Source organism: Terrabacter aeriphilus (genome assembly GCF_039542985.1).
Classification (GTDB): Bacteria; Actinomycetota; Actinomycetes; order Actinomycetales; family Dermatophilaceae; genus Terrabacter; species Terrabacter aeriphilus.
Map to the genome: position 1 here is coordinate 1 of NZ_BAABIW010000022.1, position 15,797 is coordinate 15,797.

The following is a 15,797-nucleotide window of genomic DNA, read 5'->3' on the forward strand; positions in this document are numbered from 1 at the left end:
CCGCACCTGCGTCCACGACGGGGGACGAACTCGGCGACCGCGCTACACCACTATCGGGGACTCAACTTCCTACGAAGATCCGCATCGCTGCAGGTCAGAGTACCAGTGATGGGCAAAGTGGCTGGTCAGGGGCGGTCGCTGATTCGGCCCGGAATCAGTTTCAAATCCTGTCAGCCCGACCCAGTGATGTCGCACGACATCGGAACGAGCCGGATCCACCGAACGTGGGTCCGGCTCATCGCGTTCCCGACCCTGCTGCGGCTTCGGTACCTCGGTCTGTCGAGGGACCCGCGCCGGATCGCCGGACCCAGCCCGGAACGGCGCCCCGGCCTCAGCACCGCGACTTCCTGTGGGGATAGGCTCCCCGCGAACGATGCGCGCGTTTTGTATTGATTCGTTCCTTCGTCGGGGGCGCACCAGCCCCTGCGACCAACCACAGGGAGAAGCACATGAAGCATGCCTCGAAGCTCGCCTCCGTCGCCGTCGCCGCGGCCACGGCATCCGTGACGGTGCTGACGATGGCCGCGCCGGCCCGGGCAGCAGACCACACCTTGTTCTCGGCCAGCGGGAACGCCTACGGCTGGTACGACGACTCAACCGACCGGATCGTCATGTGCGACATGGTCAGCGGGGACGGCGACGGGGCGAATGCCTCCCTGCAAGGGGGTGGACGGGCCTGGGGTGGCTACAACGCCTTCAACGGCTGCGAGTCAGAGGGTGGGGTCACCGATGGCGTGAGCGTCGTCATGACGGTGTGCGACAGGACGTGGTCAGCGGCCATGCAGATGCGGACGCTCACAGGCTGCAGGTCCGTCTCCTTCACATCCTGATCAGCCTCGCGCGGCCCGACCGACGCGGTCAGGCGCCACTCGTCTCCTGTCCTGGCACCGGCACCTCGAGGTGCTGGTGCCAGGACTGCGTGCGGTAGTCCGTGACCCACCCCATCGCCGCGTAGAGAGCATCTGCACCGGTTGGTGAGTCGGCGTCCACCTCGAGCCCGACTCGGTTGCGGCCCTGGCCCGCGGCCTCGGCTATGACACGGTGGAGCAGCGCCTTGGCCACGCCGCGACCGCGGGCCCGGCGGTGCACTCCGATGTAGTCGATGTAGTTGCCCTCGATGCCGTCGGCGTCGGGCGGCAGCACCGTGGACACGACCGCGCCGGCGGGCAGCTCGCCGTCGTCGGTCTGCACCGTGGCGAGCCACCAGTGGTCCCAGCGGTGGCCGGGGGTCTCCCGCAGGCGCATGACGAACTCCGGGAAGCTCTCGCGGTAGCTGCTGAAGTGGTCCTGGAACGACTCCTCGAGCACGCGGTGCACGGCCTGGAGGTCGACGGCCATGGGCAGTCCGTCGTCGTGCTGCTCTACGGGGCGCACCGTGACGCCCTGACGGGGGCCCGGCACGCTCGTGGCCTCCTCGGGGGTGACCGGCCGGGTCATCTGCAACCACGTGCGCGTGCACTCGTACCCTGCAGCCGTGAGCCACGCCTGCTGGCGCGGGTCGTCGGCGTAGGCGCCCGAGTCGAGCAACGTCGAGCGCAAACCACGCATCGCGGCGATGTCCACGGCGTAGCGACGCCCCGAGGCGAACAGGGCGGCCGCCAGCGCCGTCGCGTCCGCGTCGGGGAGCGTCGGCGCGACCGTCACCTCGAGCACGGTCCGCCCGGCCGCACGGTCGTGCACCGACAACCAGGCGACGAGCGCGCCCGCGGGGTCGTGCACGAGGGCCTGCCGACGCGTCCACGACCCGATCCCGGCGAGCTGACCGAGCACGGCCTCGGGATCGACGCCCGAAGACCCCCTGGCCGCGCGCTGGTGCTCGGCGAGCAGGGCGCTGACCGCGGCCGTGTCGTCGGCGTCAGGGACCCGCGCGGTCCACGGGCGGGGGAGGTCGAGAGTCACCGGCAGCTCACGCATGGGCCCACTCTCCCACCCCTCCGCGCCGCACCGGCAGGGGCGGGCACGGCGTCACACGTTCGGTGTGCGGGTAGCGGGCCCATCGAAGTCACGTCCAGCAGGCAGTGTGGTGGCCACCGTCGCGGTCGTGGACCACTGGGCCCGGGACTGCGGGGACGGGATGGCGGTCATGGCAACGCGGAGGCACGCTGGCGCAGCATTCCCGCCTCGATTCGTCGCGGGCAGGTGACAGGCAACCTGCGAACCCCTGAGGCAGAGGCCAGGGAAGGAAAGGGAACGGTCGGGAACGCCTGGTCTTCGTCCGAGACCTCGGAGTCGCGGTGGCCACCGATCGTCTTCGGCGGCGGCGCCTTCCTGTTCGTCCTGTGGGTCATGGCGATGATCTGCATGGGCATCTTCACCGCTCCGGGGTGGATCCGGGACGAGTACCCGAGCTGCAGCTCGCGGTGGCCCGGTCGGCCCTGCGGGACGCCGTGAGGGGATCGGGCGGTGTCACTTTTCTTCCCCGAGTGGGCTTTTCGCGGAATCGTCTTACAACGACCGCAGGAGGCGGTTGAATGGCGACGGTCCGCGCGTGTCGCGGACTCCAGGGAGCTGCCGGTTGTCCCTCCCACACCCCGACGCCGGCAGACGTTCGCGATGCGCGACGCTGGCAGCGCCTCACCTCCCCACGTCGGAGGCGCCGCCAGCCCCGCGGCCGTGCTCGAGGTCTGCAGCCTCGATCGGTGCCCGACGCGGTGGCGCCACGTCGACGGGTCGATTGCCCCGGCCCCGGCCCCGGGGTTGGTCGGTGGCTGTCCGCAGCGGTCTGGGCGGCGATGAGGTCCTCGACCCGGGCCAGCACCCACGCCCTGCGACGCCCCTGTCCGTCGCAGGAGGTCTTCGATGTCGGTCGAGAAGTCCCACCGACGCCTGCTTCGTCTTTCGTGCCCCTCACACCCCTGGTGCCAGGGTTCTCACCTCCTGGTGCGCAGGAGCGGGCGGAGCACGGCCGCCGTGACGTCGGGGCGGGGCCGGGAACCCAACACGCTCGGTCTCCGTCCTCCCAGCCGTCGACTGATCGGTGGATGGCCCGGGATAATGGCCGGATGAGCGATGAGCCAGCGAAGACCGACGTCCGTCTGGTGACCGACCTCGAGGAGCTCGCGGCGCGCGTCACCGCTGACGAGGCCGACATCGAGGACCTGCGGGATCGGGTCTCCGCAGGCCAGTCAGACATCGACGACCTCCTGGGTCGCACCGACGAGCTCAGCCGGCGCGCCGACGCGAGCGAGGCTCGAGCGGACCAGGCGAGCCGGCGAGCGGACGCGAGCGAAGCCGCGGCCGACGACGACCGTCGAGATGTGGTCGCGCTCGCCACCCGAGTCGACGTCGACCACGAGGTCGTGACTCGGCTGGTGCAGGACGGAGTCCTCGACCGGAAGCACGCGGAGAACCTCGCGGTGGCCCTCCGGACGTCACGGCGCATCGGGGCCGCCCTGGGCATCGTCATGGCCGCGCACAAGGTCGACGAACAAGAAGCCTTCGAGGTGCTGCGGCGCGTCAGCCAGGACACGAACCGCAAGGTCCAGTCGATCGCGGACGACCTCGTGCGCACCGGCGACGTCAGCGAGCTCCTGCCCTCTGGCGCGGTTGGCGGCGCCCTGGCCCCGAGCCCGAAAGCAGTCACCCACTGAGGTCCACCCCTCGTGGCACTACCTGGCTCCCGGGGACGGCAGGACGAGTCCTGGCCCCGTCGGACAGGGCCGGGGGAGAGACGTACCCGCGCTCGCCAAGGCCGAAGCGCGAGAGTCGGCGAACAGGGCTGGCAAGGCCCCCGAGATGTTCGGAGGCGCAGCCGTCGCCGCATGGATGACCGTGCTGTTCCTCTCCCTCGCCGTGTGGGAGTGGCTCTCGAGCTCGCTGGAGAGCAGGGGATGGGCCGCCGTCGTCGTCATGGCCGTCTGGGAGATCGTCGCTGCGGTTCTCACGATGATCGGCCCATGCACCACGAGACAGATCCAGGGCGACAATGAACGACCCCGACGCGATCCGCGCGGACATCGAGCGCACCCGTGAGCGGCTGAGCCGTGACGTCAACGCCCTCGGTGAGTCCGTGAGCCCCAGCCACCTCGCGCACCGTCAGGCCGACAGGGTCAGGGACCGCGAGGCCTCCGTCCGCGACCGCGTCATGGGCACGGCCTCCGGCGCGGGCGAACGGACCGCTGGGATGGTCCACGGCGCCGGGGACTCCGCAGCCCATGCAGGAGACTCGCTCACCCAGCGGGCCCGCGGAAAGCCCTGGGCCGCAGGCATGATCGCACTCGGCGCGGGATGGCTCCCCGCCTCGCTCCTGCCTGCCTCCACCCATGAACGCCGGCTCTCGCATGAGGTGAAGGATCGTGCCGCCCCCGTCATCAACGAGGTGCAGACCGTCGCCAAGAGCGTTGCGAGCGACTCCGCCGATCATCTCGAGCAGCCCGTCCACAAGGCTGCCGAGGCAGTCCGCGAGACAGCGCGCAGCGCCGTGTCGGACGTCAAGCAGGACGGACAGCAGGCGATCGACGTCGTCCGTGGGAGTGCCACCGACTCCGCCGACTCGGTGCGGGACCGGTCCCAGGACTGAGCCTGCGTGGGCGGGGGACCGGATGACCTGCGCCGGTCCCTCGCCATCGCGGCTCCCCACCCCGTGGCGATGTCTCGCCCGTCGTCGCCCGGGTACGTCTCCGTGGGACCGGCGCACCACGCAGTCCCCTCGCCGTCCGCACCGGACGACACGCACCTTTTTTCCGATCGGAAGAACCCACATGAGCAGTACCGACACACACACCGATGACCGGACAAGCATGGTGCAGAAGGCCGCTCGTACGGTCGGCATCGTCTTCCTCATCGTCGGCGTCGCCGGCTTCGTCCCCGGACTCACCTCCGACTACGACCGGATGGACGGCATGGGCCACGAGTCCATGGCGCTGCTCCTCGGGATCTTCATGGTCTCCTGGCTGCACAACCTCGTCCACCTCCTCTTCGGCGTTGCCGGGCTGGTGTCCTCACGCCGCTGGTCCTCCTCGCGCGCCTACCTCATCGGCGGCGGCGCCATCTACCTGTTGCTCTGGGTGTACGGCCTCGTCGTCGACCACGACAGCGCCGCGAACTTCGTGCCGCTCAACAGCGCCGACAACTGGCTGCACCTCGTGCTGGGCCTCGGCATGATCGCCATCGGTGTGCTGCTGAGCCGCACCGCTCACCGTGCCGCAGACAGCGGTCACGACACGGCGGTGTCGAAGAGCGGTGCCGACAGCTCGGTCTGACCGACGCGCACCGACCTCAGGACGTCGGAGGTATCGACGTGCTGCCGTCGCAGGAGAGGGCCGGGTCGAACGACCCGGCCCTCTTCGCGTGCGTCGGAGCTGCGGTCAGGCGGACGGCGACCCGGGTGCGAGCGAGAGCAGGCGTTCGGCGAGGGCGTCGAGGACCCGACGTTGCAGGCGGCTCACAGCCATCGGCGTCAGCTGCAGGAGGTCGGCGACCTCGCGCTGCGTCAGCTCCTGCGTGAAGCGCAGGTGGATGAGCTGCTGCTGCAGGAGGGGGAGCTCCCCGACGGCATCACGCACGACGAGCCGCTCGTCGTGGTCGGGACCGGCGGGCTGGTGTCGTGAGCCGACAATCTCGAGGAGAGTGGTCTGCGTCGACGCCGGTTAGGACGCCGCCGAGGACGCCGGCGCATCGAGCGAGGCCGGCCGAAGGTTCTGGTCCGCGATGCGGACCTGACGCAGCACCTCGATGTCGACACCCAGCGCCGCCGCCAGCTCGTCGTCCTCCGGCTCGCGTCCCCACCGGGCGGTCAGGTCGCTCCGGAGCCTCGCCATTTCCTGACGCTGCTCCTGAAGCGCGCGGGGCGGTCGCACGAGCCACCCGTGGTCCCGGAAGTGACGACGCAGCTCCCCGGTGATCGTCGGCGTCGCGAAGGCACCGAACGGCGTGGCCGCACCGAGGTCGTACCGGTGGACGGCCTTGAGGAGCGCGAGCGCCGCCACCTGCTCGAGCTCCTCCTGCTCGATGCCACGGTAGCGATAGCGACGGGCCAGCCCGTGGGCCAGCGGAAGGTGCCCGCGGACGACCGTGTCGAGCGCCTGCGCCCGGCTCGACGGGTCCTCGTCGCGACGCCAGGTCGCGATCAGCGCGCGGGCCTCCTGCGGGGTCGGCGCGTAGTGGTGCCGCCGGGCGTCGGGGTCGTGGGCGTCGGGGGAGACCGGGCTGACCGTGTCGGTCGTCGCCCCATGGGATCTCAGGCTACGAGGACGGGTCCGGGGTGGGCTGACTGCTGTCATGAGGAGGGCTTCCGCTGGACGTGCACGGCCACGATTTGACCGGTGTGTGGCCTGACAAGGGGTCCTGGGAGGCAGCACGAGTGGGGGACGGCCAGAAGCGCAGGCGCATTCTGTTTACGTCGTAAACACCGTTCTCCCACACTAGGTGCGCTCGGGTGGCAGCACAAGCCGTCCGCACGATGGTCGCCCGCGGACCCCTCCGCGGTTGAGCGCGGCGAGCGGAGGGCATGAGCAGGATGAGGACGCCGCGCATCGGCGTCACAGGCTGTCGGTCGGACGAGGAGAAACGTGTCCCAGACGAAACTCACCCGGGAGCGGATCCTGGACGAGGCGATCGTGATGGTGGACGCCGACGGCGTCCACGCCCTGACGATGCGCCGCCTGGGGGCGCGCCTGGGTGTCGAGGCGATGGCGATCTACCGGTACGTCAACGGACGGGAGGACCTGCTCGAGGGCGTGGTCGACCGACTCGTCTCCACGCTGCAGATCGATCCCGGCCATCAGATGGAACCGCTCGACGGGTGGCAGGCCTTCCTGCAGTGGATGGCACACAACGTGCGGCGTCTGGCGCTCGACCACCCGAACGCCTTCCCGCTCATCGCCACCCGCCACCCGGCTGCGCCGTGGCTCCGGCCGCCGCTGCGCAGCATGCGGGTCGTGGAGGAGTTCCTCGGCGGCCTGCTCTCCCGGGGGTTCACGGAGGAGCAGGCGGTGCGCACCTACCGGGTCTTCACGAGCTTCCTCATCGGGCACCTGCTGCTGGAGTCGGCCGCCCGGGGGGCGGAGCTCTCGCCCCCCGGCGTCCCGCTCGACGAAGGCGAGGCCGCCGTGCCCAACACCGACGCGCGCCTCGACCTCGGGGAGTTCCCCATCGTGGTCCGACTCGCCGCGGAGCTCGAGGCGGAGCACGTCGACGCCGACTTCGAGGAGTCGCTCGAGCACCTCCTCGAACGGCTGGACCTCGAGCTCAGCCAGTAGGCGGCCCGCGCGGCCCCTCGGCCGCGTCCCCTCAGGACGGCAGCACGAAGAGGTAGATCGCCACGAAGTGCAGGACGGCGGCGAGGAGCACGAGCAGGTGCCACAGCTCGTGGAACCCGAACACCCCCGGCCGCGGATTGGGCCGCTCGACCACGAAGACGACGAAGCCCAGGGTGTAGACGAGCCCACCCGCCGCCATGAGCGCCAGTCCGGCCGGCGGCATCCGCAGGTCGGACGCCACGAGCAGGACGGGGATCCAACCCAGCGCCATGTAGAGGGTGTTCGTGACGAACTTCGGCACCTGGCGCCAGATCGACCGCACGGTGATGCCCAGGACGGCGATGACCCAGACCGCGCCGAGAACGGCCCAGCCGTAAGGGTTTCGGAGCAGCACGAGGACGATGGGGGTGACCGTTCCCGCGATGAGCAGGAAGACCGCGTCGTAGTCCAGCGTGCGGAGCACCTCGTTGGTGCGAGGGGTCCGGTCGAGACCGTGGTGCAGGGTGCTGAAGACGAACAGCGCGACGAGCGACAGCCCGTAGACACTCATCCCGACGATCTTCCACGGGTCCCCGAGCACGGCGGCCTGGGTGATCAGGAGCCCGGATCCCGCCACGGCCAGGCAGGCGCCGAAGAGGTGCGAGGCGGTGTTGAAGCGCTCGTCGGTGACGTGGACGCTGCCGTCCTTGCTTCTCGGAGCCCCATCCATCGGACGCACCGCTCCCTCGCCTCGTCGACACCACCTTCGGCCCAAGGATGCCAGAGGCCGCCGGCGTCGTCGGTGGCCGCCGGCGGCCACGACCTCCAGGTCACGAGGCAGTGAGTCGCCCAATCGCCCCACGGCCGGCCCGGGCGAGCTCGGCGAGGCCCTCGTCGAGCGTCACCCCTGGCGTCCACCCGAGCGCGGCCCGGGTGTGGCGCTGGTCGAACCAGTGCGCCGTCGCGAGCTGCTCGGCGAGGAAGCGGGTGAGCGGCGGCGTGCTGGGGGGAGCCAGCGCGGGTAGGGCGAGCCGGGCTGCCCAGACGGCGTCGACGGCAGCGCCCGCGAGCGCGGCGACCGGGTAGGGCACGTGGCGCGTCGGCGCGCCGACGCCCGAGGCGCGGCAGATGTCGCCGATGAGCTCGCCGACGGGACGCGGCTCGCCGTTGCTCACGACGTAGGCCGCACCGCGGGCCGTGTCGCACCGGTCCAGGGCGGCCACGAGGGCGTCGACGGCGTTGGTGACGTAGGTGCTGTCAATCAGGGCGGCGCCGGAGCCGACGACGGGGAGCCTTCCGGCGCGGGCCCGCTCGACGATCCGTGCGATGAGCTGCGTGTCGCCGGGACCCCAGACGAGGTGCGGGCGCACGGCGACGACCGCCAGGGCTCCGCCGTCCGCCGCGAGCGCCACCTGCTCGGCCATCGCCTTGCTGCGTGCGTAGTGACCGCGAGCCCGCCGCGGGTCCGCGGGATCGGCTCCGGCACCGACGATGGCCGTCCCGGTGTGGGCCACCGACGGTGACGACACGTGCACGAGCCGGCCGACGCCCGCGGCCCGACACGCCTGCACGATGTTCGTCGTCCCCTGCACGTTGGCGCGTTCGTACTCACGCCACCGTCCCACGACGTCGACCTTGGCGGCCAGGTGCACGACGGCGTCGTGCCCCCGTACGGCCTCCGCCACGGCGGACGGGTCCGCGACGTCGCCGAGCACCTCCGGAAGGTGCAGCCCCGACGGACGACGCTGCAGCACGGTCACGTCGTCGCCTCGGGCCGCCAGGGCCTCGGCGGTCAGGCGACCGAGCAGGCCGCTCGCCCCCGTGACGAGGACCTTCACGGGCTGCCCACCCGACCGCCCTCGAGCACCCCGGCGGCCCATCGGGACACCCGTGCCCGGTCGATCTTCGAGGCATGGCGGATGTCGACGGGGAGCTCGCCCGCGACGAGCACCGCCGCCACCGGCACGCCGGCTGCACCCCTGACCTCCGCGGCCAGGTCCGGCCCGGCGAGTCCGGGACGGGCACCCGTCGAGGGCACGACGACGGCGACGACCTGCTGCGTGCCGGCCGGCCCGACGCCGACGACCGCGGCCGTCGACACCCCGTCGAGGCGCTCGATCCGCTGCTCGGGCCCGACCGGCGTGACGGGCCCGGACGCCGTGCGGACGACGTGCACGAGCCGGCCCTCCACCCACAGGCGTCCGTGCTCGTCGAGGTGGCCGACGTCGCCCGTGCGGTGCCAGCCGGACGTGCGACTGCTGCCGCGCTCGGTGGCCCACAGCTGGTCGTAGCGGTCCTTGACGTGCGGGGCGCGCACCAGCACCTCGCCGCCCACCCCGGGGCGATCGGTCGGCTCGGCCTCTACGGCGCCGGCATCGTCGAAGGCGCTGATGCCGACTGTCACGGTGGGGAGCGGCCTTCCGACACAGACTCCCTCGCCCTCGCCGGCGTGCTCCAGCTCGGTGAGCGACACGTCGGTCACCGGCAGCACCTCGGTCATCCCGTAGGGCGTGTGCAGCTCCGCCTGCGGCACGAGCGCCTGCACCTCACGCAGCAACCCGAGGGGGACGGGCGCCCCGGCGGAGATGAGCAGCCGGATGCCGTCGAGCGCCGCGCGGTGCTGCGGCGTCAGCTCGTGAGCGGTCGCGACGACGTTGCGCAGCGCTGCGGGGGAGGCGAAGACGACGGTGCCGCCGACGGCCGACACGGCGTCCGCGAGCGCGACCGCGGTCAGGGTGCCCGGCGCCGTGACGTCCATGTCGGGGACCGACGAGGCGAGTCCGAGCGCCGGACCGTAGAGCGCGAAGGGCGCGAACGCCGCGACGAGACGGTCGTCGCCGGTGAGCCCGTATGCCGTGCGCAGCGCGTCGAGCTGCGCACGCACCTGCCGGTAGCGGTAGACGACACCCTTGGGTGGACCCGTCGCACCGGACGTGAAGAGGACGGCGCACTCGTCGTCGTCGGAGGGGGTCGGCGGGAGCGGTCGCCCACGGCCCAGGCGCACGAGGTCGGCCAGGCCGAGCGGAGCGCCGAGCGCCCGACGGGTGGCGCGGTCGAGCCGCCCCGCGGCGACGAGGCGCCCCGGCACGCGCATCGCTCGCGCGAGGAGCAGCCCCTTGGCGATGCCGATGACGTGGTCCGGCGCGGCGCCCCGCAGGGCGCGACCCATCCGGGCCACCCCCAGCCCGGCGTCGGCGACGACCACCGAGGCGCCGGCACGCCAGCACGCGTAGACCGCAGCCGTGAGATCGGCGCCGGGCGGGACGAGGACGGCGACCCGGTCACCGGGACGCACGCCGGTGGCCACCAGCCCGCCGGCCAGGTCATGCACGGTGCGTTCGAGGTGGTCGAAGGACACGCGTCGACCGGCGCCCCCGAGCTCGACGACGGCTGTGGCGTCGTCACCGAGCCGGGCGGACAGCGCCGCCCACAGCGGCGGCGCAGCGTCGCCGGCGTCCCCACCACCGGTCTCGGCGGAACCGACCGGACCGCGAGACGGAGCCGACAGTGACGACCCGGCCTCATCGGACGAGTTCCGTTGTGGCACGGTCTCACCGAGCCACTTCCAGACATCCCCAGCGAGCTGTGGCGCGTCTTCGATGACGAGGTGCGAGGCCTTCTCGTACCGGTGCACGTCGGCGTGCGGCATACGGGCTCGGAGGTCGCGCAGGTAGACGTCCGAGAACACCGGGTCACGCGGACCCCACAGCAGCAGCGCCGGCACGTCGAGGCCGGTGACGCCCTCGGCGACGGCGTCGAGCGTCGCGGCGCTCGGGTGCGACGGGTCGAGCGGGATGTCCGCCACGAAGTCACCGACGGCGCGCCGGGCGGCCCGGGTGGCATACGGCGCGGCGAACGCGTCACGGACCGCACGGGGGAGCGGCGGGCGGGAGAGCGCCGTGGTGGCACGGACGAAGACCGGGGTGCCGACGCAGACGGCCTGACGCACCCCCTCGGTGCGGGCCATCCGGATGAGCGACGGGGCCGCGGCGGTCGGGGGCTGGTGCACGGCGGTGTTGGTCAGCACGACCGCCTCGAGCTGCTCCCGGTGCGCGAGCGCCCAGCCGAGCGACACGGGGCCGCCCCAGTCGTGGGCGAGGGTGACGACGGGACCGGTGACGCCGAGCACCTCGGTGAGGTTGGCGAGGTCATCGACCCGCTGGGCCAGCGTGCGCGGCGCCGTGCGTTCGGACAGGCCCATGCCGAGCTGGTCGACGGCGACGACGCGCCAGCCGGGAGGGGCGGCGGCGATGACGCGCCGCCACAGGTAGCTCCACGTCGGGTTGCCGTGCACGCAGAGCAGGGTGCCGCGCTCCGGCTCGGCGCCGTTGTCGAGCAGGTGCCAGGTGCGGGGCGTGCCGTCGGCATCGGGTGCGACGACCCGACGCGACCACGCGGGGTCGACCCCCGGCCAGTCCACGGCCGGGGTCGCTGCCGGCGGTGTCACCAGGCGATCTCGAGGCACGACACGTTGAGCCCCGAGCCGACACCCATCATCAGCACGCGATCGCCGGCGACGAGCGAGTCCGCTTCCATGGCGAGCGTGAAGGCGACGGCCGCCGGCCCCATGTTCCCCCGCGTCGGGAAGGTCAGGGGGAGCCGCTCCGGCGGGATGCCCAGCGCCTCGCACATGGCCCGCACGTGGACCTGCGAGATCTGGTGGGCGATGTAGCGGTCCATGTCCGACCAGTCGAACTCGGCGCGCGCCTCGTCCCACGCAGCACGTGACAGGGCGATGCCGGCCTCGAGCAGACCTCGCGTGTCGGTGCGCATCCACTCGAGGTCACCGACGCAGAGGTCGTGGTGCTCGGTGCCCGCGCGGGAGATGCCACCGACGATGCGGTGGCCCTGCGGGTGGGCGTCGGCCCGGCCGAGCACCATGGCGGCGGCGCCGGAGCCGAGGGTCAGGGTCGCGAACTGCGACAGCACGTCCTCGGCCGTGGCGTCCTCGCCCGCGAGGCGGTTCAGGGTCACCTCCTGGGTGTGCCGCGAGCTCTCGCCGTTGACGACGAGGGCGTAGTCGATCTGCCCGGAGTCGATCATCGTGGCGGCCAGCTGCATGCCGTTGACGAAGCCGAGGCACGCGTTGGCGAGGTCGAAGTTGAGGCAGGACGTCGGCATGCCGAGAGCGTGGTGGATCTGCACCGCCATCGACGGCTCGAGGTGCTCGCGCGAGACGCTCGTGTTGACCATGAGGCCGACCCGGGAGGGGTCGACGCCGGCCTCCGCGAGGGCCTTGGCGCCGGCGGTCGCCGCGCCCTCGGTGAAGCTGACGCCCTCGGGCCACCAGCGCCGCTCGTGGATGCCGGCGAGCCGGGCGAGCATGCCGGGCTTGAGGCCCACGCGGTCGTAGGTGGTGCCCAGCCGCTGGTCCATCTCGTCCGACGTCACCACCACAGGGGCATCGACGGCGCAGATCGACAGCACCGCGGCCTGCGTGTGTCGGTACGTCGCGTTTCCGCTCATCGGGACCCTCTCGTCAGGTGTGGCTCGGTGACCACGTTTCGTCGTCCCTCATTCGACCACGCCGAGCCGCGACGGCGAATTCCGGGCACGACGAGACCGGGCGTGCCGCCGTGCCCGGTCTCGGAGCCCGCTGGTGGTCCTACGAGGTTCGTCGGTCGCCGTCCGGGGCCAGCTCGGCGGCGACCAGGTCCTCGACACGAGCCAGCAGCCAGGCCCTCAGCAGCGCCGGGTACTCCTCCTTGAGCCAGGAGACTGCTGCGGAGGCGCTGGGGTTGTCGGCGCGTGCCCGCCACTCGTGCAGGACCCGCGGCAGGTCGGTGAGCGGCGACGGCTGGGCGTGGACGGAGGCCGCCAGCAGCTGCTGGCCGACGAGCGCCTCGGCGTTGGCGACCAGCCACGACTGCAACCGGGCCGGGTCCGACCGATCCGGCCGCACGACGGCCCTGGTGGCGTCGACCATCTGCGACATCGATCGCGGCGCCTGCCCGGACTCGGCCAGTCGGAGGAGGCGGTCGACGTCCGCGGAGAAGTCCCACTGGACCATGCTCGCCCCTCGCTCTCGTCGCGTCCCTCCTCGACAAGGTTGGCACAGCCGCGACCCGGAGGTTGCTGTCACGACAAAGGATCCGGCCCCTGGCTCCGCCGTCGCCCCGGCGCGGGACCGTGCACTCGACGGCCGTCCCGGCCCGTCAGCGGGCCGGGGCCCGCCACGCGACGGGGTCGGCCCAGATGTCGAGCGGCACCGCGCGCATGCTGCGCCCGTCGAGATCGAGGGCCCGGCCCATCCGCTTGATCGAGCGCAGCACCATCGACCGGTCGTTGATCGTCATGCGCGGCACCTCGTCGGCGAGGCGTGCCTCGACGATCGAGAGCTCGTGCAGGGAGTGGGCGGTCAGGGCGAGCATGAGGTTGGAGTGGCCGCCCGAGATGCGCCAGCACACCCGGATGCCGGGCAGGCGGCCCAGCGTCGTGGCGATGGCATCGATGTCGCCGGCGTCGGCGTGCGCCCACAGCCAGCTGATGATCGGCCAGCCCGAGTCGGGCAGGGCCATGTCGCAGCGCAGCACGACCCGCCCGGTGCCCACGAGGTTGGCGAGCCGGCGGCGCACGGTGCTCTCGCTGAGCCCGGCGCGCGCGGCGATGGTGGCGACGGGCATCCGGCCGTCCTCACCGAGCAGGAGCACGACCTGGCGGTCGACCTCGTCGTACGGGCGGGAGAGGTCGGCCTGCTCGGACGTCAGGCCGTCGACCCGCGGCCGCGTGCCGCGCAGCATCACCGCCCGCTGCGCCGCGTCGAGCACGTGCAGCTGCCAGTGGTCACCCATCGAGTAGATCTTCGTCACCGCGTGGCTGCTCGTCGCCACGACCCCGGGCACCGGCCCGACCGACTCGAGCAGGAAGCGCGAGAGGAAGGCGAGGTCGCGCACCTCGACGAGGATCGTCAGCGAACGCGGGCCGCTCGTGTGCTCCACGCTGAGCACGTGCGGCAGCTCGGTCACGCGCTCGGCGATGGCGAGCGTCTCGCCCGCGCTGCACGACAGCTCGACGACCGCGAGGCACGACTCGGGCCGGCCCTGCCCGCTCGCGCGCCCCGCGACCCAGGCGATGCCGGCATCCGACAGGCGCTGCCAGCGCCGCGCCACGGTGACCGGGTCGACCCCGAGCGCGGCGCCCACGAGCGTCCACGGAGCGCGGGGCTGCAGCTGGAGGCAGTTGACGACGGCCAGGTCGAGCTCGTCGGTCGCGATGACGGAATCCTGCACGATCTCAGCACGCGTCGCGTGATCCTGCGTGGTGACGTGTCGACGTGGCATGGCTGACATCCTCGCTGCCTGGCGCCGGCACGACAACCGCCGACGCGCCCGACCCCGACCCACGGAGACACGCATGTCGCTCGCGAGCGCCCGAGACGCCGACCAGACCATCCAGGACGACCCGACGGACCCCGCCGGCCTCGCCTGGACCACGACCCTCGTCGAGCTCGACACGACGAGCCGGGAGAGCAACCTGCCGCTCATCGAGCTCGTGTCGACCGAGCTGCGCGCGCACGGCATCGAGCCCGTGCTCGTGCACGACGAGACCGGCGCGAAGGCCAACCTGCTCGCGACCTTCCCCGCCGCGGACGGCTCGGTGACCGGCGGCATCGTGCTGTCGGGGCACACCGACGTCGTGCCCGTCGACGGCCAGGAGTGGTCGAGCGAGCCCTTCGCCCCGCAGGTGCGTGACGGCCGGCTCTACGGCCGGGGCACGTGCGACATGAAGGCCTTCATCGGCTCCGTGCTCACCGCGCTGCCCCAGCTCGCCGCCACCGAGCTGCGCGAGCCGGTCCACCTCGCGCTCTCCTACGACGAGGAGGTCGGCTGCGTCGGGGCCGTGTCGCTCGTCGACGAGATCGTGCGGCGCGACCTGCGGCCCCGCGCCTGCATCGTGGGGGAGCCCACGAGCATGCGGGTGATCCGCGGCCACAAGGCCCTCACCCTCGTGCGGGTCGCCTTCCACGGCGTCGCCGCGCACTCCTCCCGCACGCCCCACGGCGTCAACGCGATCGAGTATGCGTCCCGCCTCGTCGCGTTCGTCCGCGCGGCCGCCGACCGGTTCCGTCTCGAGGGCCCGTTCGACGAGCACTACGACGTGCCCTTCACGACGGCCACGGTCAACCAGATCGAGGGCGGCATCGCCGTCAACACGGTGCCCGCGGAGTGCACCGTCACCTTCGAGTTCCGCGCGGTCGGCGCCGTCGACGTCGACGCGACCGTCGAGCAGTTCCGCGCCGAAGCGCGCCGCATCGAGGCGGCCATGCGCGAGGAGAACCCCGCCGCCCGCGTCGAGGTCACCATCGGCGCCCAGGCTCCCGGCCTCGAGACGGCCGACGACGAGGACGTCATCGCCTTCGTCGAGGGCCTCGGCGCCGTCGCGAGCGACGAGAAGGTGGCCTACGGCACCGAGGCCGGCCTCTTCCAGCGCGCCGGCATCCCCACCGTCGTCTGCGGCCCCGGCGACATCGCCCAGGCCCACGCGCCCGACGAGTTCGTCGAGCTCGACCAGATCCGCCGCTGCGACGAGCTGCTCGGCGCGCTCCTGGCGCGCCTCGGCGCCTGAGCCCGGCCGCCACCCCGGCCCGCCCACCGAGCACCCACCACCGACCACCGCCCA

At 72.4% G+C, this 15,797-nt stretch carries 17 protein-coding genes; 7 read left to right on the forward strand and 10 right to left on the reverse strand.

What is annotated here, in order from left to right; all coding sequences use genetic code 11:
• Positions 1-449: 449 nt before the first annotated feature.
• Positions 450-830, forward strand: a complete 381-nt coding sequence (locus ABD979_RS16610; protein ID WP_345508621.1) for a hypothetical protein — start codon at positions 450-452, stop codon at positions 828-830.
• Between the two features lie 28 nt (positions 831-858).
• Here ABD979_RS16610 and ABD979_RS16615 read toward each other — a convergent pair whose 3' ends face one another.
• Together ABD979_RS16615 and ABD979_RS16620 are read right to left on the reverse strand one after the other, a co-directional pair.
• Complete coding sequence (locus ABD979_RS16615) at positions 859-1,914, reverse strand: GNAT family N-acetyltransferase (protein WP_345508622.1); 1,056 nt, start codon at positions 1,912-1,914, stop codon at positions 859-861.
• A gap of 167 nt (positions 1,915-2,081) precedes the next feature.
• Positions 2,082-2,303, reverse strand: a complete 222-nt coding sequence (locus ABD979_RS16620; protein WP_345508623.1) for a hypothetical protein — start codon at positions 2,301-2,303, stop codon at positions 2,082-2,084.
• A gap of 699 nt (positions 2,304-3,002) precedes the next feature.
• Here ABD979_RS16620 and ABD979_RS16625 point away from each other — a divergent pair.
• The 4 genes from ABD979_RS16625 (at position 3,003) to ABD979_RS16640 (ending at position 5,201) form a co-directional block, all read left to right on the forward strand.
• Positions 3,003-3,590: an ANTAR domain-containing protein gene (locus ABD979_RS16625; protein WP_345508624.1), complete on the forward strand. Its 588-nt coding sequence runs from the start codon at positions 3,003-3,005 to the stop codon at positions 3,588-3,590.
• Positions 3,547-3,972, forward strand: coding sequence for a phage holin family protein (locus tag ABD979_RS16630; protein WP_345508625.1), 426 nt, complete (start codon positions 3,547-3,549; stop codon positions 3,970-3,972). The genes ABD979_RS16625 and ABD979_RS16630 overlap by 44 nt, the downstream gene beginning before the upstream one ends.
• Positions 3,926-4,519, forward strand: coding sequence for a DUF3618 domain-containing protein (locus tag ABD979_RS16635; protein WP_345508626.1), 594 nt, complete (start codon positions 3,926-3,928; stop codon positions 4,517-4,519). The genes ABD979_RS16630 and ABD979_RS16635 overlap by 47 nt, the downstream gene beginning before the upstream one ends.
• Positions 4,520-4,700: 181 nt before the next feature.
• Positions 4,701-5,201, forward strand: coding sequence for a DUF4383 domain-containing protein (locus ABD979_RS16640; RefSeq protein ID WP_345508627.1), 501 nt, complete (start codon positions 4,701-4,703; stop codon positions 5,199-5,201).
• Between the two features lie 105 nt (positions 5,202-5,306).
• Here the strand turns inward: ABD979_RS16640 and ABD979_RS16645 are convergent, their stop codons facing one another.
• Both ABD979_RS16645 and ABD979_RS16650 read right to left on the reverse strand, forming a co-directional pair.
• A complete protein-coding gene (locus ABD979_RS16645) occupies positions 5,307-5,504 on the reverse strand; it encodes a sigma factor-like helix-turn-helix DNA-binding protein (RefSeq protein WP_345508628.1) in 198 nt (65 codons plus the stop codon).
• 84 nt (positions 5,505-5,588) lie between these two features.
• The gene (locus ABD979_RS16650; RefSeq protein ID WP_345508629.1) at positions 5,589-6,221 is read right to left on the reverse strand and encodes a sigma-70 family RNA polymerase sigma factor; all 633 of its coding nucleotides are present in this window, start codon (positions 6,219-6,221) and stop codon (positions 5,589-5,591) included.
• Positions 6,222-6,509: 288 nt separating this feature from the next.
• On the opposite strand from ABD979_RS16650, the gene ABD979_RS16655 reads away from it, so the two are divergent.
• Entirely contained in the window at positions 6,510-7,199 is a 690-nt protein-coding gene (locus ABD979_RS16655; RefSeq protein WP_345508630.1) for a TetR/AcrR family transcriptional regulator, read from the forward strand.
• A 31-nt stretch (positions 7,200-7,230) separates the two neighbouring features.
• Here the strand turns inward: ABD979_RS16655 and trhA are convergent, their stop codons facing one another.
• The 6 genes from trhA to ABD979_RS16685 all read right to left on the reverse strand — a co-directional run bounded on the left by trhA (position 7,231) and on the right by ABD979_RS16685 (position 14,458).
• Complete coding sequence (trhA, locus tag ABD979_RS16660) at positions 7,231-7,908, reverse strand: PAQR family membrane homeostasis protein TrhA (RefSeq protein ID WP_345508631.1); 678 nt, start codon at positions 7,906-7,908, stop codon at positions 7,231-7,233.
• Between the two features lie 100 nt (positions 7,909-8,008).
• Positions 8,009-9,016: an NAD-dependent epimerase/dehydratase family protein gene (locus tag ABD979_RS16665; RefSeq protein ID WP_345508632.1), complete on the reverse strand. Its 1,008-nt coding sequence runs from the start codon at positions 9,014-9,016 to the stop codon at positions 8,009-8,011.
• Complete coding sequence (locus ABD979_RS16670) at positions 9,013-11,598, reverse strand: alpha/beta fold hydrolase (RefSeq protein WP_345508633.1); 2,586 nt, start codon at positions 11,596-11,598, stop codon at positions 9,013-9,015. The genes ABD979_RS16665 and ABD979_RS16670 overlap by 4 nt, the downstream gene beginning before the upstream one ends.
• 23 nt (positions 11,599-11,621) lie before the next feature.
• The gene (locus ABD979_RS16675) at positions 11,622-12,644 is read right to left on the reverse strand and encodes a 3-oxoacyl-ACP synthase III (RefSeq protein WP_345508634.1); all 1,023 of its coding nucleotides are present in this window, start codon (positions 12,642-12,644) and stop codon (positions 11,622-11,624) included.
• Between the two features lie 139 nt (positions 12,645-12,783).
• Entirely contained in the window at positions 12,784-13,188 is a 405-nt protein-coding gene (locus tag ABD979_RS16680; protein WP_345508635.1) for a hypothetical protein, read from the reverse strand.
• Between the two features lie 145 nt (positions 13,189-13,333).
• The gene (locus ABD979_RS16685) at positions 13,334-14,458 is read right to left on the reverse strand and encodes an Lrp/AsnC family transcriptional regulator (protein WP_345508636.1); all 1,125 of its coding nucleotides are present in this window, start codon (positions 14,456-14,458) and stop codon (positions 13,334-13,336) included.
• 73 nt (positions 14,459-14,531) lie between these two features.
• Here ABD979_RS16685 and argE point away from each other — a divergent pair, with 73 nt between their 5' ends.
• Complete coding sequence (argE, locus tag ABD979_RS16690) at positions 14,532-15,743, forward strand: acetylornithine deacetylase (RefSeq protein WP_345508637.1); 1,212 nt, start codon at positions 14,532-14,534, stop codon at positions 15,741-15,743.
• Positions 15,744-15,797: the final 54 nt, after the last annotated feature.